The sequence below is a fragment of the Ruegeria sp. CDSB013 genome (assembly GCF_059611165.1).
In genome coordinates, this window is the sequence record NZ_JBXWPA010000017.1 from 17,739 (window position 1) to 40,841 (window position 23,103).

Below are 23,103 nucleotides of genomic sequence, written 5' to 3' on the forward strand. Positions count from 1 at the left end.
TTTCATGCCCACGCAGCCTTCTGATCTTTTCTCTGACGCTCTGACCAGAGAATGGCCCGCAACTCGCCGCATTGCCGAAGCGGTTATCGCGATCTGGCCCGAGCATGAGCGTTATATTCGCAAAAGCCTTGCGGGCCGCGATAGCGACATGATGCACACCACTGAAATTCTGGCCGAAGCCGTGCTACTGCTGGTTGGCGATCGGATGGAGACTATCGCGGCACACTACCGCTGGACCTGCGACCGGTTGCGCGAAGAGGAGTTGTTTTTTCACCGCGAGGGCCGGTATCGATTATCGACCTTCGCCGAGGCGGATGCCGAGGTTTATTCCGATGCCGCCTATATGGAAAAATACATGGACGGGCTGCTGTACAGTCAGGTCTTGTGGTTCAACCATGCAGCAAGCTGCCATTTCTTCCTGACCGAGGTGCCGGACCTGTTGCAACCTGGGGGCCATCTGCTGGAAGTAGGGCCTGGGCACGGGCTCATGATGTCCCTGGCTCTGCGCGATTTCGGCCTGTCCGGCGCCACTGCCTGGGATCTGTCGCAGGTCTCTCTGGATCAGACCCGTGCGGCACTGGAAAAACTGGGTCATCACGGGTGCCACTTTGCCGTTCAGAACGTGATGGATGTGCCAGCCGGTACCCCACCCGCCGATCTGGTGGTGTTGTCCGAGGTCCTGGAACATCTTGAGGATCCGAAGTCGGTCATGCGCAAGCTGCACGCTCTGATCCGGCCTGAAACGGGCCGCATTTTCATCAATGTCCCGATCAACAGTCCCTCACCCGATCACCTCTATCTGATGCAGACGCCAGACGATGCACGCGCGCTGCTCAGTGATACAGGGTTTGAGATCCTGAAAGACGGGTTCTTTGCCACCCAGGGCACTGCCCTGGACAGGGCACTGCGCAATAAAATCTCCGTCTCTGCCTGCATGATTGCACGACCGATCTGACCGTATCCTTTCATGCTGTTCAATTCCCTTCCTTTTGTTTTTGTCTTTCTGCCGCTGACGCTTGCGGGCTACTACCTGCTGATCCGCATGGGGTTGAAACAGTGGATATTTCTGTTTCTTGTCATCGCCTCGCTGGTCTTTTACTCCGTCTGGAATCCACCCTATGTCCTGCTGCTGATCCTGTCGGTTCTGGGCAACTACCTGATGGGGTTGCGGATCGAGCGGGCGCGGGAAAACGGACGCGGCGCAGGCTGGCCGCTGTCGGTGGGTGTCGCGGGTAACCTGCTGGTTCTGGGCTGGTTCAAATACGCCAATTTCTTTGTCGACAACGCAAATATGCTGGGGGCCGATCTCCATCTGGAAAAGATCATTCTTCCGCTTGCTATCTCATTCTACACCTTCCAGCAGATCGCCTTTCTGGTGGATGTGGCCCGTGGTGAGGTCCGCACCGGGGGCATCTGGCGCTATGCCACGTTTGTGATCTTCTTTCCGCAGCTCATCGCCGGTCCGATCGTGCATTACAAAGAGATGATGCCGCAGTTTTTCGGGCGTAATCCCGGGCGTTTCGTAACCGCGAACATGACCGTCGGGCTGGTGATCTTCGCGATCGGCCTGTTCAAGAAAACAGTCATCGCCGACAGCGCAGCCCTTTTCGCCACACCTGTCTTCGAAGCGGCGCAGGCTGGCAACACGATCGGCCTGCTGGCCGGATGGAAGGCCGCACTGGCCTATACTGTTCAGCTTTACTTCGACTTTTCAGGCTATTCCGACATGGCCATCGGCCTTGCACGGATGTTCGGAATCAAGCTGCCGGTAAACTTCCATTCACCGCTACGCGCCGCGTCGATCATCGAATACTGGCGGCGCTGGCATATCACCCTACAGCAGTTCATCGTGTCATACATGTACCAGCCGCTGGTGTTGCCCCTTTCACGGCTGGCCGCGCAATGGCGCTTGGGTAAATGGGCGTCCTTCTCAGTAACGGTCGCCGCCCCCACAGTTGTTTTGTTTGTGGTCATCGGCCTCTGGCACGGCGCAGCCTGGACCTATGTCCTCTTCGGTTTGATGCACGGCACATATCTGGCAATCAACGAGTTCTGGCGCGCGCTGCGGCGCAAGACGCGCCGCAAAAGCGGCATCCCCGGCTCTAGCATGGCGTTGTATCACGCGGTGACCCTGATTGCGGTGATCTTCGCAAACGTCATGTTCCGCGCTGACAGTCCCGCCGCAGCGGTGGCCGTCTGGCAGGGCATGATCCGCCTGGACCAGATCGTCGGTGTGGCTACGGTGTTGCCCGCCAAACCCGCCGAACTCATAACCGAACCGGGGTTGTTCCTTCTGGGAGCTGCCGCGCTGATTTTTCTGTGCCCGAACACACAGCAGATCATGGGCCGCTATTCCCCGATCCTGCACTGGAACCGCTGGCGCACCCGCGCACCGGCGCTTCTGCACCTGACATGGCGCCCGACCCTGCCTTGGATGATCTGGACCGGCGTGGTCCTGTTTCTTGGGCTTGCCTTCATTCTGCGCGGGCAGTCAGAATTCATTTATTTCAACTTCTAGGATGCGCCGATGACCAAACCTCTGCGCCTGCGCACCTTCCTCAGCGGTCTCTGGCTGACAGTGCTGGCCTGTATTGTACTAGCCTTCCTGCTGCCCCATGACCCCTATTTCCGCTATCAGGCCATGGGCGGCACGATCTTTGAGCGCGCCCGGTGGATTTATGAGCGTATCCATTTCGACGACACCCCCATCGACATCGCTTTTCTGGGATCATCGCGCACAGCACGCGGCGTAATTTCTCCGGATCTGGAAGAGCACCTTACTGAACAAGGGATCGAAGCCCGCGTTGTCAATTTCTCGCTGCCCGCGTCCGGTTTCGACGTACGTCTGCCAATTATCCGCGAGATACTGTCCAAACATGAACCAAAACTGATCGTGATTTCGGTGGTTGAACAGTTCCCGCGGCACGGGCATCAGGCCTTTGGTGATCTCGCCAGTGCGGGCGAGGTTCTGCAAAGCCCCTGGATCGTCAACCGGAACTTGCCCGAAAATCTGGCACGCCTGCCGATCCGGCAAATTCAGCTGGCAACCGCGAACCTGTTGCCCGAAGCGTTTGGTTATCAGTCCGAATTCAACCCGGCCACCTATGCCGGAACCACAATCGATCCCCGGATTTTCAATCCCGGCAAGACATCCGGTCCCAAAAGCGCAGCCGATATCGAAGCGCTGGAAGACGAATCCGCATTTCGTCGCCGCAAGCTGACGCGCCCGATCCTGCCGGATTCAATGGCTGGAATCGAGTTTGGTATTCCCCGCACCTATCTGCGCCGGATCGCCGAACTGGCCGCGGCTGAGGGCGTGCAGATCGCCTTCCTATATCTGCCCTTCTACGGCGGCTATGCAGAGCCCGTCGAAAAGGCGTGGCTGGAACAATATGGGCCGGTTTTTTCTGCGGATTTCCTGTTGGATGACCCGAATCTCTATAACGATGTAGCCCATGTCTCTGAACCCGGCGCCGTGCTGGTGACGGACTGGCTGACCGAAACGCTTACCCCACTGCTCGACCCCTCATCCGGGTCGTGAAGACAGGAGCCGATCATGACGATATTGCAGAACTCTCTCCGTTTGCACCATGTGGGAATTGTGCAGCCTGACATGGAAAGCGCCGAAAATTACATGTCGCTGTTTGGCCACACAGAAGACTATCGCGGCTATGTTGAGGAGTTCGAATGCTGGTGCCTCTTTTGCACCGCGCCCGAAAACAGTTCCGCCGTGGAACTTGTGGTGCCAACCGGCGGATCGCTCTCCCGGTTCAACCGCGGCGCTGGTGGCCTGCATCATTACGCGTTCGAAACTCCGGATATCCTGGCACTGCAGCAGGAGCTTGCCGCCCGGGATGTAACAATGCTGCAGGACGAGCCGGTCAAGGGCGCTGGGAATTTCCTGTGCAATTTCATCAATCCGATCGCGACACGGGGTGTTTTGGTAGAATATGTTCAGCCGCTGGATATCTAGGTCTGACTTCGAAAGTGCACCAAGACTATCCGGAAGGGCAGTCAGATGCACGAAATGTTGCAATCAAAATACGCCCCGACACAAATACCCAGTCAGAACACGTTTTTGACGACGCATGACGTCAGAAGCTGTAAACAGGCTGCATAACAATAAACGGGCCACCTCGACAAAATAATGATATGCGCGGCGGCCGGAGCGGTAACTGAACTAAAAACTGAGGCACATGTGAAACGGCACCTGCTCTATCGCACCTTTTTGGTTGGCGCTTGTTCGATCTGCTGTTTATGGCCTGCTTCAGCCCAGGAAAACGGGACAGAACTGGTCTTCAGCTTCAATCAAAGCCTTGAAACCGATGACAACCTCGAACTCGATCCAATCAGCGATGGTAGAACAACCTTTGCTGCCACCCGCCTTTCTTTAGGACTCATCCATGAAAGCTCGTTGAATCAACTCGGCCTTAACGCATCTGGAGTAATACGTGCTGTAAACGGGCCTGGAGCGGACTCCGGCTTGGACGACCAGAGTGCTGGCCTGACTTACAACCGTATAGGGACACAAGCAGAGTTCGGATTCAATGCCAGCTATTTTCAATCGAACATCGAATTCCTGCGACCCCTTCAAGATTTTGAAAACTCAGATGGCGAAATTGAGTTGCCGCCGGATCTTGACGATCTGAACGGGACAGGCAACCGGGAACGTTACAGAACCGGGTTGTCGTTTGAAGTTGGGCGAGATGCACCGATTGGAGCCGCATTCGACGCCAGATACCTCGCACTCAGATATACTGACACCACTAATACTGGGTTGAATGACAATGACCGGTTCAATCTGGGAACCGACCTGTTCTTGCGATTTTCGCCACTGGTAGAAGGTACACTGGGGCTGGATTACGGGCTTTTCGAATCCGACAATTCAGAACAGACTAGACGTGAGACCAAGACGGGTTTTTTCAATCTGGGTGTCGAGCTTTCCCCGATCTGGCGCCTCGCGGCCGGATACGGTTACACGACTATCGATACGCGGGAATTCGGGATCACTACACGAACTGACGGACCTACCGGGCGGCTACGACTGGAAAGGGATATGCCCAACGGTTCCATTAGAGCCGAAGTTGAACAGATCGTAACCGATGACGGGGATATCCGTAATTTCTTAATCGGTCGAGATATCGCACTACCCGCCGGTGAGTTGTCATTCACAATCGGCGTGTCGGATTCTGAACTGGACAGTAGCACTCCTATCGGATCCCTGAACTGGAGGCAAAACCTTTCAAGAAGCTCGATCAGCGCACAAATTCGCCGGTCTGTAGATTTTGATCAGGAAAAGGGGAACGTCATCAGAACCGCTGCTTTCTTGGGGTATTCTTACGAAATCAACAGTTTTTCCGGAATTAACCTCAACGCCGGTTACACGATCAGCGACGAGGTGACAGACACGATAGACCGGGCAAACTTTACCGCTTCGTATCAGTACGTTCTGACCGAAGACTGGGCGCTTAACACCGGATATCGCTATCGAATGCGCGAAGATTTGACAGACCCACGCGCGCAATCGCATGCCGTGTTTTTTAACATCGGACGTGATTTCATTCTGCGCCCCTGAAACAACGACCCGTCAATATCCAAATTTCCGTAGTACAGGGCCAAGTTCGCGTTCGATATAGCTGATGTGGTCAGGCTCTAGCTCATCGCGCCATTGCCCCGATTTACCGCTGCGCAGGTGGGACTTCCGGGCAATTTCTCCGGTCTTTTTACCACTCCGGCTTTGCGCTTCGAACAACCGCATCAGATCGGTGGCCAATTCCAGATTGCTACCTTCAAACCCGAAATGACTGAACATGCTGTGGTATATATCAGCCCGGTTCTCACCCATCAGGTTTTCGAAAGACACCTCAAGAATATCCGGATCGCCGGTATCCCAGTTCAGCAATGTATCCCGGTAGAAGAAGATGAAGTGATCTATCTCCATGAAAAGGCCGTCGTAGGTGCTGGCTGCGTTCAGCTTACCCTGGTAAGTGCGCCCGTCTTCGTCCGGTCGATGGACCCAGGCTTCGTGGGTCCATTTGTGGTAGTGATAGCCCGACACGATCATATCGCGCGGATCGCGCATGACATGCACCCCGCGATAAGGGGCCAGACGCGCCATATCCAGCTTGCCATGCATTGACATGATCAGACGCGATTGCGGATCGGGATGTTCGATATGCACCTTCTGATAGGGCAGGTTCAGACCATAACCCAAAAGGCGCAGCACCGCCGTGAAATAGGTCGTCATCACCTTGTGATGGGTGGCCACAAACAGAACTGGAACATCCTTGGGCAGATCTGCCCCCCACACCCGGGTAGCAGACAGACGCCCCAACAAGGACCAGAACTCCGGATTTACCAGAAGCCCTTTGTTCTTTTTTAGGAAATTAGGTACTTCACGCCGCAACTGGCCCATCCGGGACCGGCGAACCGGCGGCCCGAACCCAGCTGCGGTCATGATTTTTCGATCCTGAAGATTATCCTGCAAATCAATCGCCCAAAAAATACGAACCTATCATGGCTCAGTTTAACCTGTCCTGAGAGGGGAAACAGTGATTCCGGACCACCTGCACAATTATTGAAACATTGTCCAAATTTTACCACCATAGTTTCACATCAGGAAACCTGAGGTGGACGCGCGCGATCAAGACAAGGCGGATCGAATTGTCACTGCAGTTTGAGTAGCCTTTGCCCCTTAGTTTTCGTTAAGATCGAACACGGAACTCCCGCCAACACAGTTTTTAATGAGTATCAGGGGAAACAGGTGAGCACTACAACGTCTGCGGAAAACCCGATCCGGATAGGCCGCGACAGGGCATTTAATCCGACCGGGCTGTTCTGGTTCACATTGCTGGTCGTCGGCTCGATCCCGATCTTCTGGATCGGAATCGTATCGCTGGGCGCGGCCTGGACAACCGCCGAATACAGCCATGGCCCTCTGATCCCGGTCATCTCGCTATATCTGTTCCTACGCGAGATGCGCAATTACCCGCCCCCGCCAGGTGAAGTCCGGGACCGATGGCCCGGTATCCTGATCATTGCATTCGGGTTGGTAGTGGCGATCCTGGGCAATCTCGCCAAGGTGCCCGACATCGTCACCTATGCCATGATCATCTGGACTGGCGGTGTGGTACTGACTGTGTTTGGCTGGAATATCGGGCGGCGGCATCAGCTGCCGGTGCTGCATCTGGTCTTCATGCTGCCGCTGCCGAACTTCATCTACTGGAAGCTGACTATCTTCCTGCAGGGCATCTCTTCGGTGATAGGGGTCTGGTTCGTTCAGCAGGCAGGCGTTTCAGTTTATCTGGACGGCAATATCATCGATCTGGGCGTCTATAAGCTGCAGGTGGCCGAGGCCTGCTCCGGCCTGCGCTACCTGTTCCCGATCCTCAGCTTCTCCTATCTCTTCGCCCTGCTCTATCGCGGGCCGATCTGGCACAAGGTGGTGCTGCTGGTCTCGGCTGCGCCACTGACGGTGCTGATGAACTCGATCCGCATCGGCGTGATCGGCGTTCTGGTCAATCACCATGGCATCGAAATGGCCGAAGGATTTCTGCATTTCTTTGAAGGCTGGGTCATCTTTCTGACCTGTATTGCCATCCTGTTTGCCATGGCCGTCACGCTGCAGCGCTTGACGCCAAACCCCAAACCGCTGGCCGAGGCGGTCGATCTGGACACCAGCGGCCTGCTGACAGTGGCCGAACGTATCCTCACCATCCGGCCTTCTCGCGCGCTGGCTGCTGGCGCCTTGCTGACGTTGGCGGTGTCGGTGGCCTGGGTGCTGCAACCCAGCTCGGATAAAGAACCGATCGACCGAAACCCGTTTACGCTTTACCCGCGCCAGCTTGGTGAATGGTCAGGATCGGCAGCCCTGCTCGACCCGAATATCGAACGGGTATTGGGCGCAACCGACTATCTCAACACCACCTACGGCGCACCCGGGCAGAACGGTTATGTCAATTTGTTCGTCGCCTTTTACGATAAACAGACCGAAGGCGATGGCATCCATTCGCCCGAGGTCTGCCTGCCGGTGGGTGGCTGGGAGATATTCAGTCTTGAGCCCTATCGGGTCGACCCAGGCGTGCCCGCCTACGGTGCCTTCGAGGTGAACCGCGCCATCATCCAGAAAGGATTACAAAAGCAACTGGTCTATTACTGGTTCGAACAGCGCGGCAAGCGCCAGACCAACGACTTCGTCGCCAAAATCGGGGTTGTGGTTGACGGTCTGACCATGGGCCGCACCGACGGCGCGTTGGTACGCTATGTCACCCCGATCCGCGAAGACGAAACCGAGGCGGACGCAGATGCCAGGTTGTTGGGTTTTGTCAGCCAAAGTCTGCCGAAACTGCCGGATTTTGTGCCGATGTAGTTTCCCCGGCGCCCATCTGTCCGGACAATAAAAACCGCTCTTCTCAGAGCGGTTTTTTCCCAACAACCCGTTGATATGCGCAGATCAGCGCATCTACCTGATGATCCCAACCCAGTTCCGTCTCAACCCGGGCGCGACCGAAGCGGCCCATCTCGGCCGACTGTTCCGGATCGCCCAGCAGTTCCAGAATCTTCTCGGCCATGTCTGCCGTGTCATTGGGAGCCGCATAAAGCGAAGATCGGCCTGCGGAATAGCGCCCCTCGGTCACATCGAACTGTACGATGGGTTTTGAAAACGCCATATATTCCAGGATTTTATTCATTGTGGATTTATCGTTCATCGGATTCACCCGGTCCGGGTTCACGCAAACATCCGCTGTCGACAGCACTTCGAACAGGTCTTTGTCTGGCGCACGCCCGGTAAAGGTGACGTGCTCGCTTAGACCCAGTTCCCCGGCCTGCGTCTTCAGCCCGTCCAGCGCCGGGCCGCCGCCGACCAATACAAACTGAACATCATGACCACGGTCCTGCACGATGATCCGCGCGGCCTCAAGCAGCAGGTCGATACCCTCCTGATCGCCCATAACTCCCACATAACCTACCATATGCGCCCGCCCGTTACGCCATTTCGGGTCAGGGTTCATCACAACCAACCGGTTGAGATCCGGGCCTGATCGCACAACGAACACATCCTCCGAGGCAATTCCGCCGCGCTCCTGCGCGATCGCCCGGTAGCTTTCATTGGTTGAAATCACGACATCGGCGCTGCGGAACGTCCAGCGCTCGAACAACACCATAAGCTTCCAAAAAAAACCCCGCTTGCCGAATTTGGCCTCGTAGAGTTCGGGGTTGATATCGTGGTGATCGAAGATGAACCGCTTGCCGAATAGTTTGAAGGGTAACGCCACCAGAAAGATCAGATCAGGCGGGTTACAGGCCTGTAAGGTGTCAAACCCGTGCCGGCGAGCGACCCTCAGCGCCAGCCGCATCTCATGAAACAGCGCCGCCCCGTATTCCAGCAGATATCCAAGCGCCCCGCTGGCGTCGATAGGCAGAGCGTGGCGATAGATATGCACCCCGTCGATCTCTTCATACGGGGCTTCGTACCCCTTGCCCGTGGGGCAAATCACCGCCACCTCGGCCCCGGCCGTGCGCAGCGTCCGGCATTCGTGCCAGACCCGCCGGTCGAAGGGTAACGGCAGGTTCTCGACTATGATCAGCACCCGACGGCCAGCAAGTGGCTTTGCCTGCCGTACCGCATCCATACGGGGCGTTTCGACCAAATCAACATCCTTCATGGCAATTGACCTGTATGACGAACCTCGGGACTACCTGAGAAGGTGAGGTCGTCGATCGTCGCGTTCGACGCTATAACCCGGTCATAATGCGCAGCCTCAGCATGGGTGCGATCGACAAGGAGGCGCTCAAGCACAGGCAAATGACTGTAGGCATAGCCCAGATTGGCACCGACCAGCTTGCCGGCATCAACACCCGGGTCGAAGATCTCCAACTCGTACCCGGCGGCCAGCAGCTTACGCGCCAGATCGACATTCGGGCTTTCACGCAAATCGTCGGTGCCCGCCTTGAAAGCCAGCCCGACCAGCAAAATGCGTGCAGGTTTTTCCAGCCCCTCAACCGCATATTCGAACAGGCGGTGCTTATGCGCCTCATTCGATCCCAACAGGCTGTTGATCAGCGGTAGGTTGGCACCGGTATCAGCGGCGATATATTGCAGCGCCCGCACATCCTTGGGCAAACACGAACCGCCAAAGGCCCCGCCGGGCCGCATGTAATAGGGCGAGATGTTTAGCTTGGTATCCGAGACAAATATCTGATGCACCTGCTGCGCGGAAACTCCCTGTGCCAGACAAATCCGACCAACCTCATTTGCAAAGGCCACTTTGACCGCATGCCAGCTGTTATCGACAAATTTGGTGATCTCAGATTCACGATATCCCACGACGAAGGTCGGCGCATCGATATTGACGCTCAGAGCCTCCATCACCGGGTTAGGAGCACCATCCTGCGTGCCTATCACCACTTTAGGCGGGTTAAAATAATCCTCGACTGCACTGCCCTCGCGCAGGAATTCAGGATTATAGACCACCTGAACCCGATCCCTCATCTCCTCTCCCAAGATCGCCTGGAAAATCGGCAATACCAGCTCTTCGACCGTACCGGGCCGGAAAGTCGACCGGTAAGCTACCACTAGCGGTCGGTCCCGGTCCCCGGTCAGCGCGGTCGCAATTTGCCGCGTCACATCGGCGATGAACCCCATATTATGCGAGCCATCGGCAGCTGAGGGAGTTCCAACACAGACAATGGCCAGATCGCACTCGTCCAGATGGGCTCCGACATTCACATCCGCCGAAATCCGGCCTTTCGCGATGCCATCCGCCAACATATCCTGCACGCGAGGTTCCACGATCGGGGCCTGCCCTACCATGATCTGCCGCACCTTCTTCTGGCTCACATCTATACCGATGACCTCGTGACCTTCGCTAGCAATGCAGCAAGCGGCGGTGAAACCGACATATCCCAGGCCAAATATTGCAACCTTCATAAATCTCTACCCAATCATGGAAACTCAAATACAGCATAAAGCGGTGCTGACAGACCGCCCGCCTACAGTAAATCATCCCCGGTTGTAGATATCTTCGTATCGTACGATGTCATCCTCACCCAGATAAGATCCGGTCTGCACCTCAATAAGATACATCGACACCTTACCGGGATTTTCCATACGGTGCACCGCGCCCAACGGGATATAGACAGACTGGTTTTCCGTCAGCAGCTTCACCTCTTCCCCCACGGTGACCCGTGCCGTGCCAGCTACAACGACCCAGTGCTCTGCCCGATGGACATGGCTTTGCAGGCTCAGGATACCATCCGGCTTGACCATGATCCGCTTGACTTGGAAACGGTCCCCCAGACACAAGGTCTCATACCAGCCCCAAGGGCGATGAAAGCGGGGATAATCCTCGGCCTGAAGCACCTTTTTTGCCTTCAGAATGCCAACCGCCTTTTTAACATCTTGAACATGGTCCATGTTGGTTACAAGCACTGCATCGCGCATGGCGACGGCGGCAATGTTCTTCAATCCCAGACCAACCAGTTGGATATTATCGTCTTCGCTGCGTAGAAGCGAGTTCTCGCAATCGATTGCCGTTGTTGTCCCCATCTGGGCAACCCCGTTTTCATCCAACGGCAATATCGCATGCAGGGCATCCCAACTGCCCAGATCGGACCAGTCGGACTCCAGCGGAACGGCGACGATATTCTTCGCCTTTTCCATGATCGCATAATCAATCGAAATCGCATCAATCGCTTCGTAGGGCTCCGCCGCGAGCCGGAAGAAACCGAGATCTTTTTCTCCCTCCATCAATGCCGCCCGACACTGCGCCACCATCTGTGGGGCATGTTCTTCAAACGCGGTAATGATGTCACACGCCCTAAACATGAACATTCCCGCGTTCCAGAGCACATTGCCACCCTTCAACAGTTCGGCAGCGCGCTGTTTGTCCGGCTTTTCAATGAACCCTGAAAGTGGCGCAGGCCGCCCAGACCTGACCTCTGCCTCCTGTAGCAGATATCCGTATCCTGTTTCAGGGCGATCCGGTACAACTCCGAATGTAACCAGCATACCTTCCTGCGCGGCTTTCGCTCCGACTGCCACAGCTTCAAGGAACGTCTGAATGTCGTTCACAAGATGATCCGAAGGGGCAATCAGCATTATTTCTTCAGGCGTTTCCTCAAGGCTCAACGCCGCTGTCAGAATTGCAGGTGCCGTATTGCGCAAAGCCGGTTCCAGAATGACCCGGCCATCCGAAAGCCCCAGAGCAGTGGCCTGATCTTCCACCAGAAAGCGGAAATCCTCATTGGTCAAAAAAAGCGGCGCGTCGAATTCCGGCCCGGAAAGCCGGGACAGCACGGCCTGGAACAGACTCTGCTGACCGTCAAATGAGACAAATTGCTTGGGATATGCACGCCGTGAACTGGGCCACAACCGGGTCCCCGAACCGCCACAAAGAATAACCGGATGGACCATTTAACACACTCCAAATCTACCAAAATGAACTCTTATTGAAGCAACCTCGGATTATCAGAAATTTTCCCGTGGATCGGAATAAAACCGCATGCTTTTGACAACGACTTAACCATATCCGTACCCGTACCCGTAAGTACCATCAGTGTAGTGACATTTGTTCAGAACTACGCCCATCACATTGGTAAGTTCCGCCAGTTGGCGCTCGGCCACATCAATCTGATCGACCGTCGTCCGCTCAGCTTCTGCCATCAGCAAGGCGCAGTCGGCATTTTTGAGAAACCCAAAATTGTCATCCGCCGTCAGCAGTGGCGGCATATCGAACAAAACAAGATCGGGTTTGAATTCTGCTTCGATCCTATTAAGGGTTTCGCTGGCCTTTTGGCTTTGCAGAATTTCAGCCGCTTCTCTGACTGGACCACGACTCAATCCTAGCGCCACGTTTTCCCCTATCCTATACCCATGATCGGAAAGCAGCGCCTTGCCCTGCAGGATATCACCCATCGTGCATTGACAGTTTTGTCCCAACATAAAAGACAAACCAGCACGCCGCAGATCAAGATCCAGGACGATTGTGCGCAAGTCAGACTGCCTTCCAAAACTAAAGGCCAGATTCGTGAAAGTTGTACTTTTGCCACAGGAACTGTGCGGAGAGACCAGCGCCACTCGCTTCCAGCCGTTAACTCGGGTTTGCTGCAAAATCCGCGTGCGGAGCATATCAAACGGGCCCGCATCCGCACCACCGCCATAGCTGACAAGCCTATTGCGGCTGATGGTATCGGCAGAAATATCGACTTCGGTCAGACCGGACCAAAGATCGTCAACCTTGTTTGCAGATGCATTATCCCGGGCTGATTTTTGCGGCACGGCATCAGCCGCCGCAGAAGCCCTTTTGTTTCGCTGCGATCGTGCTTTCTCAATAGCAGCCTGCAGTTTTTCCATTCAGCACTACCCTTTCCGGACAAAGACCGCCCGTTTCACTTCACCACCGCACACCAACTTTATCCATGATCCGCTCAGCCAATAGATCAAGTGGCTGATAGAAGACATGCACCGCATAAACAGCTGCGGGTACGCCGACCACAATGACAAGCACACGCAGCAATCGCAGAACCCTGTAACGCGTCAATTCTCCGGAGGTCGGAATATATGGAATTGTTGCAAATGGCGTGATGCCCAACTTTGCGACCAGATCTTCCGGCCGACGTAGAGTCCGATTCAGCAATTCCAGCAGAACAACCAGGCCAATACCGGACAGAATACCGAAGAAAATGCCGCCGCCGGCAATTATCATCCGGTTAGGTTTGGTAGGGCGGCTTGGCGCAACCGGCGGTTCGATTACGGATATACGTTGCCCCTGCGCCGTCACCTCGATGCGCTCACCCGTGCTGGCACGGGCCAGTCTCTCAACCGCTGCGTTGTACTGTCCCTGAATATGTTGGTAGTCCAGTTCGAGATCGTCCAGCCGGATTTGGTTTTCCGGAGTCTGGTTGATTGTCTCGCCCAGTTCTTCCAATTGTTTATTCAATCCAACTTTCTGCTCTTCCGAGACCGTAATTCGGGAATCTAAATCTGCCAGTTGCACATCAAGCAAAGGATTGCCGGATTGCGGTTCGTTCTCAACGAGATCCGGTGTCGTGCTGACGCGCTCCTCTAGCTGGCTTATACGCGCCTTCAGCAACTTAACGCGCGGATTGGTAGCCGAGTATACAGCCAGGGCCCGATTAAGCTCCCTGCGCAAATCCACCAATTCACGCTGTTCCGGGCTTTGATCGGATGTCTGGTTTCCGGAAACCTGGCCAGTTGTCTCATAGATTTCGATTAGCCGGCTGCGCTGCGAGTTCAGCAGGACCAGATCCCGATCCAGTTGTGCAAGGCGTTCCTGTAACGTCGCTTGCTGCCTCAGCCGAAAATCAAGAGTGTCAGGCAATACATTTGCATTTTCGGTTTTGAAGGCCAGGATTTGTGCGCTGCGTTCGGCCAGTGCCTCGCTCAGCCTGTCCACTTCCTTCCGAAAAAACTCGAGCGTTTGGGTTGCACGGCCTGTTCGGGACTGTACGTCTTCCTTTTGAATCAGTGTCAGATATTCGTTAAGAACACCTGCGGCGCTTGTACCCGTCGGTCCTTCGAAACTGACCTCCATCAGTGCAACCTGGTTACGGCCCGTACTTATTTTGATCAGGGTGCGCGCCCGCATTGCCGCGACAATTCTATCGGCAGTCATAACCGACGGGTTTTCGAACACATTCTGCCGGTTGGAGATTTCCAGCAAGTTGGCCCGGGTCAACAGCCTCTGTTCTATGATTTGCAGCTGCTCCGGTGCCGGTGTTCGCACCGTCGACGCAGCCAACTCATCCGGAATACGTGGCGATTCCACAATCAGCTTCATGCTGGACACGTAAGCCGGCGGCAGAGTCATCGCGATGATGACCGAGGCCGCGCTAATCACCGAGGCCACTATCAGGAAATAGGGCAAACGCCGCACAAAAATCGACCAGTAGTAACGAAAATCCACGTTCAGTTTTCCCGTTTTCCGTTCATCTGCGTCCGAATACTACTCATCCTGCTTTTTCCTCCGGCGGCACTTTTTGATGAGCTCCAAGCTTCAGCACCTGACCCGCCTCCTCCGGTTCAGATACAGAAATAGCACCAAAACAGACCTCGTCCTCCAGCACGCTCCTCACAGTCTGCGAAGTGACCAAATGAAGCTCCTCGCTCCATGCATAAAGCATCGCAAACTCGCAGATCTGGTTCACCAACCTTGGCACACCTTCGGTCGCCGCATGAATAAGGTCACAGGCCTCGGCCGAAAATTCCTCTCCTGTACCGCCTGCAACTTTCAAACGATGTTCGATGTAGCCAGCAACCGTTGCCGCATCCATGCGAGGGAGATGAAAACTGGCCGCAACCCGCTGCGCCATCTGGCGCATTTTTGGCTGCAGCACAACGTCCCGCAACTCGGGCTGACCAACCAGAATTAATTGAATCAATTCGTCCTTGTTAGAGTTGATATTGGTCAGCATTCGTATTTCTTCCAGCCCCTCTCGCGACAGGTTCTGCGCTTCATCGAAGATCAGGACAACCCGTCGCCCCTCGGCATATTCGGAAATCAGAAAATTCGCCAATGTTTGGAACAATTGTACGTAGGGCGCCCTTGGAGTGGCTGGCACGTCCAGCGCGTTGAGCGCCCATTGTAACAACTCTCCACGGCCACCCTGAGCGTTTGAGACCAATCCGATCGTGATATCGTCATCGATCTGGCTGATCAGCTTTTGTAGCAACGTCGTCTTACCCGATCCGATTTCACCCGTGATCAATGTAATCGGAGCTTTAGAAATGATGCCAAATTCAAGGATCGAATAAGCGCGCTTGTGTTGTGTGGACCAATACAAAAAACCCGGGTCCGGCAACAATGTAAAAGGCCGCTCCCTGAGACCAAAATGTTCGATATAGAGATCACCCGTCGTCATGGTGACCCAGAAACTTTTAAAACCATCTACAACAAACCTTTGCGATATGATCGGGGTAAGCCTGACCAGAACCGCGTACACTCCACACTGACATGGCCCGGCAGGGCTATTAATACAACCGTCTACCTCTTTTTATCACGCTCAGACCCCTGTTAACTTATGTGTGGCATCAATTTCAGGCAATTTTAAGGAGATGCACCAAACCACACAGAAACAATTTACAGCAAGGCACACCTTCGTTCACTGTACGACAACAAACCAATGAGCATACCAAAACTACTTCATTTCAAACTCTGGATTTATACTTCGGAGTTTAACTCTCCATAGGTGTTCTGGGTATATCTCTTACGCAGCGAGCATAGCAATATTACTGGCAATGCAACCAAAAGGATGCTGGCCAGCCCGGTCAGACAATATACACCTATTACCGCGAATGCCCCATAGCCCGAGAGGAGTGCTATGGCAGCACCGATAAAACCTGTCACTACTGCCAACACCAGAATTCCCATCGGAACACTCCAAGCTACAAAGATAGCGCGCCACCCTCATAAGTAGAGTAAATGTGCCGAAAATCCACTTTTGGCGCAACAGTTTTCCGGTACACCGCGCTCCCGTTAGGAGTAACTATTGCATCAAAAAGAGGCCACTCTATGGCAGCCCCTTGATAATTCAAAAAAGATTCCTGAAATCAGGCGGTCGATCTGCGTCGACGCAATAGGCCGAAACCAGCCAATGCACCCAGCAGCATGAATCCGGCAGCCGGCAGTGGCACCGGTGCCACTGCAACCAGGTTCTGGTAACGATATGGCTGCGCAGTGCTTTCCAGAAAGCTCAGACGCCACTTCTTGTCACCAGCATAGCTCTGTGCCGCGGCAAGGTAAGCGTTAGCCTGGGTGATCACGCCATTGACCCCCCCATATTTGCCTACGGCATTAAAGCCGTCTCCGACTGCACCAGTGACGGTCCAGTCATCGTCGTAGACGGCATTCCACAAAGCCACCTGGAAAGCAGCCGATGTTGTCCTGTTGTCAACGGCAACGGACTGGCTGTAATTCGCATCAAAAATCGCCTGGATGCGTTGAAGCCCACCATTGGAAATTAGGTCAACGCTGTTCGAGAATGGCGTCTTCGTGATTTTGTAATCATATCCCGTTCCAGTCCCGATCCAAGCTGCTAAATCTAGGCAGAACGCAACGAAATCGCCAAGAACATTGTTTGGTGCCGGAGTTGTTTCGGTCATATCATAAGCACCGGCGTTAACGCGGGTATCATGATAGCCAATGCTTGGAGCGGTCACCTTGACCTTTTTATAACCTCCAGCGGCAGGTCCAGTGAGATTTAATGTTGCTGCCGTTGCCGGAACAGCAACTGCGATTGTGACAGCTGTCGCCGCGACGGCAACTTTCTGCAGAAAGACTTTCATAACCCCTCACACGACTTACTCGTTAAACGAGATTGAACGGTAGCCAAAACACGCTTCGCATCTCGCATCACTTGACCATATTAATTATGTCAGAAAGTGGCAATGAACTTGTTCATACTGCCGCATTCCGGCACAATACGCTGCACAAAATCACACCATAAACATCATTGTTTCCATTTTAGGGATATCTGGCTGACTGCATGCCTGATCATTCGACGGTTTTCCAAGAACCGGCATGGCCGGTTCCGTGAGAGCGAATTGTTGCGGCATCTGTTCGAGACAACTGTCGCCCACTGCATCGCTGAAGATTTGGTCAGCGGCGGGCATCGATCCGGCAGATGCGCCCCGCGCCGTGCGTGAGTATCTAGACACACTGGATGAAGCTGCGTTTGGCGCCGCCAGCGAGAGAAAAAATCATCAGGAACAGAGCCTAACGAAGCATGCACACCCATATGCCATCGTCGTCGAAAACCTACAGATGCATGTCCAAAGTCAATCGTTTTTCAGTGTACGGCACCTCAGTGCATTGGTCTTCCAACCTTTCTCACAAGTGTTCGGCATGATGACTGGAATGTTGATCAATCCCGAACAATGGGCCCAAAACGGAAACATCTGTGATTGCCCATGCATGGAATGGAGCACTGCCTAAACTTTACTCAACGTGAAAATCATTGAAATATAACCACTTAAAAACTTCCTGACCTCTGTCATTCAATTTTTATGCAAAAACAAAATTAAAGCTGTTAAACTTTTGGTGGGGGAAATTACAAAGAACCATCGCCCATTTGTGTTATGCGCCAGTTTTAGGCGCGAATTTAATAGTGACAACGAGGTCTGAGCAGACTGTTGTAAGTGTTTGGGGTTATTTTGTTTATGACATCTCATGTAAAAGAATTCGCTGCGGCCGAAACGGCGTCCGCCGAGCGGCTTCGTCATCACAGCATCGCGACACAGCCTTCAAGATTCTATCGGGATCGCATCAAGCGTTTGTTTGACGTTGTTTTGGTTGTCCTGGTGGCACCGTTTGCTGTGCCTTTAGTGACCGTCTTCGCGCTTATTATCGTGATGACCGGGAGGTCGCCGTTTTTTCGCCAGCGTCGGATCGGCAAAGATGGCACAATCTTTGAAATGCTGAAGATCCGCACCATGGAGCCCAATGCGAAAGAGAGGCTGGCGGCCCATCTGGCCGCTGATCCCAAAGCCCGGGCCGAATGGAACAGCACACAGAAACTGAAGAATGACCCTCGCATCACACCGATCGGGAAATTCCTGCGCAGATCGTCTCTCGACGAGTTGCCCCAACTGTGGAACGTCCTGCGCGGAGATATGTCCATCGTCGGCCCCCGCCCCATGATGGAAGATCAGAAGCCCCTGTATCCCGGAAAGGCCTATTACGCCATGCGCCCGGGCATTACCGGGTCGTGGCAGGTTTCTGATCGCAACGAGACAACTTTTGCCGCGCGGGCCCGGTTTGACGAAAACTATTATGACAGTCTGACGCTCAAAACTGACCTGTCGATTCTTGTAAAGACTGTGGGCGTTGTTCTACGCTGTTCGGGTTACTGACACGAACCGACAACACAGGGTTCCTGCATCTGGGGCTGGAAGACCAATAACATGCTGAGAAACAGCTTACTGAGGCTTACCCTGATCATCGGGGTTGGCCTTCTCCCTGCCTGCGACACGGCGGAAGAGCGCGCCGAAAAACACTTTCAAACCGCACTGGAACATCTGGAAAACGGCGATATCGAACGGGCAACCATCGAGTTTCGCAATGTTTTCAAGCTGAACGGTACCCACAAAGAGGCACGTCTGACCTTTGCCCGGATGCAGCGCGAACGCGGTGCTATCCCCGAAGCCTACGGCCAATATCTGCGTTTGGTCGAGCAATACCCCGACAATCTGGAAGGCCGGCAAGCCCTGGCAGAGATGGCGTTGGAGAGTGCCGACTGGGACGAAGTCGAACGTCATGGCCGTGCCGCCGCCGAACTCGATCCGAACGACCTGCAGGTCCGTTCGGTATTGGCAGCGCTAGATTACCGAACCGCAAATCAAACTCAGGACAGCGCCGCACAGGTTGCCGCGTTTGAGACCGCGCAGGCTCTTCTGGTCGAGAACCCCGATCTGGTCAGCGCACATCAGGTCGTCATAGACAAGCTTATCCTGGACCAGGACTGGCTGGCTGCGCGGGACGCGCTCGACGCGGCACTGCGCACCTCTCCCGAGCGTGAAACCCTCTATACGATGCGCCTAGCCGTACTTGACGAGATGGACGATAAGGCCGGTATCGAAGCGCAGCTGCTGGAGATGACCGATCGGTTTCCCGACGATCTCAACGTCGATTCGCTGCTGGTGAACTGGTACTTGTCTAACGAGAATTTCGCAGCGGCCGAGGCCTATCTGCGAGCCCAGGTTGCGCCCGATGCCGACAGTCCCGATGAGCTCATCCGTCTGATCCGGTTCCTCAATGACTTCCGCAGCCCTGAGGCCGCGCTGGCCGAACTGGATGCTGCGCTGGCCACGCCTGGTCCGCACGATACCGCTTATCGTTCGCTTCGAGCCGTGTTCACTTATGAAAACGGTGATGCCGATGCTGCCATTGCCGAATTGCAAGACATCCTTGCAAGCGCCGATCCCTCAGCTGAGACGGACAACATCAAAACCACTCTTGCCCGGATGCTGACAGCAACCGGCAGTGCCGAGCAGGCAAAAGCACTGGTCGAAGAGGTCATCGCCTCGGACGCGCGCCACGTGGGGGCCACCAAGCTCAAGGCTCGCTGGCTAATCGATGAAGACAGCACCGGCGAAGCCATCGCATTGCTGCGTGCAACTTTAGGGGAAAGCCCGCGTGATGCGCAATTGATGACGCTTTTGGCTGCTGCGCATGAGCGCGAGGGAAACCGTGATCTTATGGCCGAAATGCTGTCGCTGGCGGTTGAAGCCTCGGGCGCTGCCCCGGCAGAATCCCTGCAGTATGCCGCGTTCCTGGCCAGCAACGAACAGCGTCTGAACGCGGAATCCGTTCTGATCGACGCACTACGGGCGCGGCCGGACAATATCGAACTGCTGGCGAGCCTTGGAGCATTGTATATCGACTTGCAAGACTGGGGGCGAGCCCAGGGCATCATCAATCGACTTGATGATTTCGGCGCAGACACAGCCGGTATCACAAACAACCTCGCGGCGCGGATGCTGGCGGGACAGGGCAACGAAGAGGCGCTGCTGTCCTTTCTGGAGACCCTGTCGCAGGACCAGACCTTCGGTCAGGCGGCCGAGATTGGCCTGATCCGGTCTTATATCGGCCGAGGTGATATAGACACGGCCCTGACCCGGATTGACAGCGCCTTGCAAGAGGCCCCAGGCGATCCGGCCCTGCGGTTTGTAAGGGGATCGATCCTGGCCATTCAAAATCACCCAAAAGAGGCTGAAATCGCCTATCGGGCGCTTTTGGAGGACCTGCCCGAAACCGAGCAGGTCTGGCTGGCGCTCTACCGTTTGAAAACCCTTCAGGGCGACCTGGACGGAGCCGCTCAAATCCTATCTGAAGGTCTGGACACCCTGCCCGGCAACCTCAATCTGCGATGGGCCCAAGCCGGATCACTGGAACAACGCGGCGACATTGAAGGTGCTATTGGAATTTACGAAGAGCTCTACGCCGAAAACAGCCATCTACCACTTTTTGCCAATAACCTGGCCAGCCTTCTATCGACATACCGAGACGATGCTGAAAGTCTGGAGCGCGCATTTACCATCGCGCGCCGTCTGCGTGGCACAGACATACCTGCTTTTCAGGACACCTATGGCTGGATCGCCTATCGCCGGGGCGATTTCGACGATGCGTTGATCCACATGGAACCGGCGGCACAAGGCTTATCCAACGATCCAATGGTGCAATATCATCTGGGTGCCACATATGCTGCGTTGAACCGAAGTACTGAAGCACTGGAAGCGTTCCAGGCCGCCATTGCACTGGATCCCCCTGCCCCATTGTTGGAAACCGTGACGGCTGCGATCGAAGGTTTGACAGCAGATTCGGAAACAGTTTCGACAACCAGCGCAGATAATTGAATTCCAAGGGGCATTCCGGTCACAACTGCGGGCTATGACTCTACCAGGTCTTACAGACCGCTTGGATACGCGCTAACCTGCTCACTCAACATAAGCATTTATGAGGACCAGCTATGCTCAGGGTTCTGTTCGGATTTTTTGCCATAATGCTCTTTGCGGTCTCAGCGCAGGCGCAAAGCAATTACCGGATCAAATCGGGCGATACGCTCAATATTGAAGTGCTGGAAGACAGCAGCCTCAACCGCAATACGCTGGTCTTGCCCGACGGGTCGATCAGCTTTCCGCTTGCGGGCAGTATTTCGGCCGGCGGACGTACTGTCGATCAGGTTAAAACTGATCTGACCAATGCGCTGGCATCCAATTTTGCCGCTCCTCCGACTGTGTTTGTCTCGGTTGGCGCGATCGCCCTGCCAGCGCCGGCTGTGGCCAGTGCACCAGCAACACAGGAGATTTATGTCACCGGCGAAATTGCCAGCCCCGGAAAGCTGGAGGCTACACCAGGTACAACCATCCTTCATGCTATCGCGCAGGCTGGGGGGCTAACCCGTTTCGCGGCAGACAAGCGCATCCAGCTACGGCGAGGTGATCAGGTTTTTCTATACAATTACCGCACAAATGGCGGTGGCATTCCCGGCAGTACGGTCCTGGCCCCGGGCGACGTTATCGTTGTGCCGCAGCGCAAACTGTTCGAGTAAGGTAACGCCGAAGTAAATCTGCTATCCGGAAAATCCGCGCCGCCATTCCTGGCGGCGTTTCCATATCTCGGACCACACCTGCGCATTGTCTCCACCCGGGCACAGCACTAAGAAAGCCAACCGTCGGGTCAGAGGCCAGAACCCAAACAGAGCCTTCGCCAGTGGTCTTTGCCAACCAGGGATGTGGCGGCTAATCAGTTCGTTCTTGGCCTGCAAGAGACGCACCATCTTATCGCTGCGGACCTTCTCGGAAGCTCCACCATAGTGCACGATCACAGCATCAGGGGTCATACGCGGCGCAGCTCCGAGGGTTTGGGTCGCCCGCAAACATAGGTCGGCCTCTTCACCGTACATGAAAAATGTCAGATCAAACCCGCCCAGCGATTGCCAGTCTTCCCGCCGTATCAATAGAAAACAGCCCGTAACGATATCCACCGGGCGTTCAGCACTGCGATCCCACCCACCATAAGCCTCTGAATTGAAAACCGGGCTACTCGGGAAAATACCGGTCAGCCCGAAGGTGCGGCAAAAGATATTCCACAGGCTCATTCTACGCCAGCAAGAGGTCGGGTTGAGGCTACGATCGCCATACAGCGTGCGCCCTCCCCAGACCCGTGCATCAGGTCGGGCTTCGGCAAAGGCGACCAACTTGTCCATGGCCCCGTCCAACACAACGGTGTCCGGGTTGAGCAGCAGAATGTACTCCCCATTCGCCCGTTCAGCGGCAATATTGTTGGCTTTTGCAAAACCATGATTTTCCCCTTCAGCCAGAAGAGTGATATCGGGAAATTCACGGGCAATTGCTTCGGCAGATCCGTCGGTTGAGGTGTTATCCACCACGATTAGCTCATACGGCACATGAGTTTCAGCCTGAACCGAACGCAGACATTCCAGCGTCATTTCGCGGGTGTTGTAGCTGACAACGATAATGGAAACTTTGGGCGCGGATGCTGACACGAAACTCTTCCACAAATTAAAACTTAAAACGGATCATACACTCTCAGTGTTATGGTCAGCCCGCTGCTTCAACGCAAG

The 23,103-nt window shown here is 54.9% G+C and carries 18 protein-coding genes and 1 pseudogene; 10 read left to right on the forward strand and 9 right to left on the reverse strand.

Annotated elements, in window-relative coordinates:
- Window positions 1–4: 4 nt before the first annotated feature.
- The 5 genes from AC2FJF_RS22005 (at window position 5) to AC2FJF_RS22025 (ending at window position 5,575) form a co-directional block, all read left to right on the forward strand.
- Window positions 5–955, forward strand: coding sequence for a class I SAM-dependent methyltransferase (locus tag AC2FJF_RS22005; RefSeq protein WP_496727205.1), 951 nt, complete (start codon window positions 5–7; stop codon window positions 953–955).
- 12 nt (window positions 956–967) lie between these two features.
- Complete coding sequence (locus AC2FJF_RS22010; protein WP_496727206.1) at window positions 968–2,518, forward strand: MBOAT family O-acyltransferase; 1,551 nt, start codon at window positions 968–970, stop codon at window positions 2,516–2,518.
- Window positions 2,519–2,527: 9 nt separating this feature from the next.
- Window positions 2,528–3,541 carry a hypothetical protein gene (locus AC2FJF_RS22015; protein ID WP_496727207.1) on the forward strand — a complete coding sequence of 338 codons (1,014 nt, stop codon included), beginning with the start codon at window positions 2,528–2,530 and terminating at the stop codon, window positions 3,539–3,541.
- A 15-nt stretch (window positions 3,542–3,556) separates the two neighbouring features.
- A complete protein-coding gene (locus tag AC2FJF_RS22020) occupies window positions 3,557–3,973 on the forward strand; it encodes a VOC family protein (RefSeq protein ID WP_496727208.1) in 417 nt (138 codons plus the stop codon).
- A 225-nt stretch (window positions 3,974–4,198) separates the two neighbouring features.
- The gene (locus AC2FJF_RS22025; protein WP_496727209.1) at window positions 4,199–5,575 is read left to right on the forward strand and encodes a hypothetical protein; all 1,377 of its coding nucleotides are present in this window, start codon (window positions 4,199–4,201) and stop codon (window positions 5,573–5,575) included.
- Between the two features lie 12 nt (window positions 5,576–5,587).
- Here the strand turns inward: AC2FJF_RS22025 and AC2FJF_RS22030 are convergent, their stop codons facing one another.
- Window positions 5,588–6,457 carry a sulfotransferase domain-containing protein gene (locus tag AC2FJF_RS22030; RefSeq protein WP_496727210.1) on the reverse strand — a complete coding sequence of 290 codons (870 nt, stop codon included), beginning with the start codon at window positions 6,455–6,457 and terminating at the stop codon, window positions 5,588–5,590.
- A gap of 306 nt (window positions 6,458–6,763) precedes the next feature.
- Between AC2FJF_RS22030 and xrtD the strand changes: the two genes are divergently transcribed.
- Window positions 6,764–8,368 (forward strand): VPLPA-CTERM-specific exosortase XrtD, encoded by a 1,605-nt coding sequence (xrtD, locus tag AC2FJF_RS22035; protein WP_496727211.1) that lies wholly within the window; start codon window positions 6,764–6,766, stop codon window positions 8,366–8,368.
- A gap of 43 nt (window positions 8,369–8,411) precedes the next feature.
- Here the strand turns inward: xrtD and AC2FJF_RS22040 are convergent, their stop codons facing one another.
- The 7 genes from AC2FJF_RS22040 to AC2FJF_RS22070 all read right to left on the reverse strand — a co-directional run bounded on the left by AC2FJF_RS22040 (window position 8,412) and on the right by AC2FJF_RS22070 (window position 17,305).
- Window positions 8,412–9,665 carry a glycosyltransferase family 4 protein gene (locus AC2FJF_RS22040; RefSeq protein WP_496727212.1) on the reverse strand — a complete coding sequence of 418 codons (1,254 nt, stop codon included), beginning with the start codon at window positions 9,663–9,665 and terminating at the stop codon, window positions 8,412–8,414.
- Entirely contained in the window at window positions 9,662–10,930 is a 1,269-nt protein-coding gene (locus AC2FJF_RS22045) for a nucleotide sugar dehydrogenase (protein ID WP_496727213.1), read from the reverse strand. The genes AC2FJF_RS22040 and AC2FJF_RS22045 overlap by 4 nt, the downstream gene beginning before the upstream one ends.
- 72 nt (window positions 10,931–11,002) lie before the next feature.
- A complete protein-coding gene (locus AC2FJF_RS22050; RefSeq protein WP_496727214.1) occupies window positions 11,003–12,415 on the reverse strand; it encodes a mannose-1-phosphate guanylyltransferase/mannose-6-phosphate isomerase in 1,413 nt (470 codons plus the stop codon).
- Window positions 12,416–12,520: 105 nt separating this feature from the next.
- Complete coding sequence (locus tag AC2FJF_RS22055) at window positions 12,521–13,354, reverse strand: CpsD/CapB family tyrosine-protein kinase (RefSeq protein WP_496727215.1); 834 nt, start codon at window positions 13,352–13,354, stop codon at window positions 12,521–12,523.
- A 40-nt stretch (window positions 13,355–13,394) separates the two neighbouring features.
- A complete protein-coding gene (locus AC2FJF_RS22060; RefSeq protein WP_496727216.1) occupies window positions 13,395–14,927 on the reverse strand; it encodes a GumC family protein in 1,533 nt (510 codons plus the stop codon).
- Between the two features lie 43 nt (window positions 14,928–14,970).
- Window positions 14,971–15,882, reverse strand: a complete 912-nt coding sequence (locus tag AC2FJF_RS22065; RefSeq protein WP_496727217.1) for an ExeA family protein — start codon at window positions 15,880–15,882, stop codon at window positions 14,971–14,973.
- A gap of 688 nt (window positions 15,883–16,570) precedes the next feature.
- The gene (locus tag AC2FJF_RS22070) at window positions 16,571–17,305 is read right to left on the reverse strand and encodes a VPLPA-CTERM sorting domain-containing protein (protein ID WP_496727219.1); all 735 of its coding nucleotides are present in this window, start codon (window positions 17,303–17,305) and stop codon (window positions 16,571–16,573) included.
- A gap of 188 nt (window positions 17,306–17,493) precedes the next feature.
- Between AC2FJF_RS22070 and AC2FJF_RS22075 the strand changes: the two are divergent.
- The 4 genes and pseudogenes from AC2FJF_RS22075 to AC2FJF_RS22090 all read left to right on the forward strand — a co-directional run.
- Window positions 17,494–17,711, forward strand: a pseudogene (locus tag AC2FJF_RS22075) (IS5/IS1182 family transposase); the annotation flags it as partial.
- A gap of 467 nt (window positions 17,712–18,178) precedes the next feature.
- Complete coding sequence (locus AC2FJF_RS22080) at window positions 18,179–18,871, forward strand: sugar transferase (protein WP_496727220.1); 693 nt, start codon at window positions 18,179–18,181, stop codon at window positions 18,869–18,871.
- A 51-nt stretch (window positions 18,872–18,922) separates the two neighbouring features.
- A complete protein-coding gene (locus AC2FJF_RS22085; RefSeq protein ID WP_496727221.1) occupies window positions 18,923–21,373 on the forward strand; it encodes a tetratricopeptide repeat protein in 2,451 nt (816 codons plus the stop codon).
- Window positions 21,374–21,486: 113 nt separating this feature from the next.
- Window positions 21,487–22,068: a polysaccharide biosynthesis/export family protein gene (locus tag AC2FJF_RS22090; protein WP_496727222.1), complete on the forward strand. Its 582-nt coding sequence runs from the start codon at window positions 21,487–21,489 to the stop codon at window positions 22,066–22,068.
- A 21-nt stretch (window positions 22,069–22,089) separates the two neighbouring features.
- Here the strand turns inward: AC2FJF_RS22090 and AC2FJF_RS22095 are convergent, their stop codons facing one another.
- The gene (locus AC2FJF_RS22095) at window positions 22,090–23,025 is read right to left on the reverse strand and encodes a glycosyltransferase family 2 protein (protein ID WP_496727223.1); all 936 of its coding nucleotides are present in this window, start codon (window positions 23,023–23,025) and stop codon (window positions 22,090–22,092) included.
- Between the last annotated feature and the right edge of the window lie 78 nt (window positions 23,026–23,103).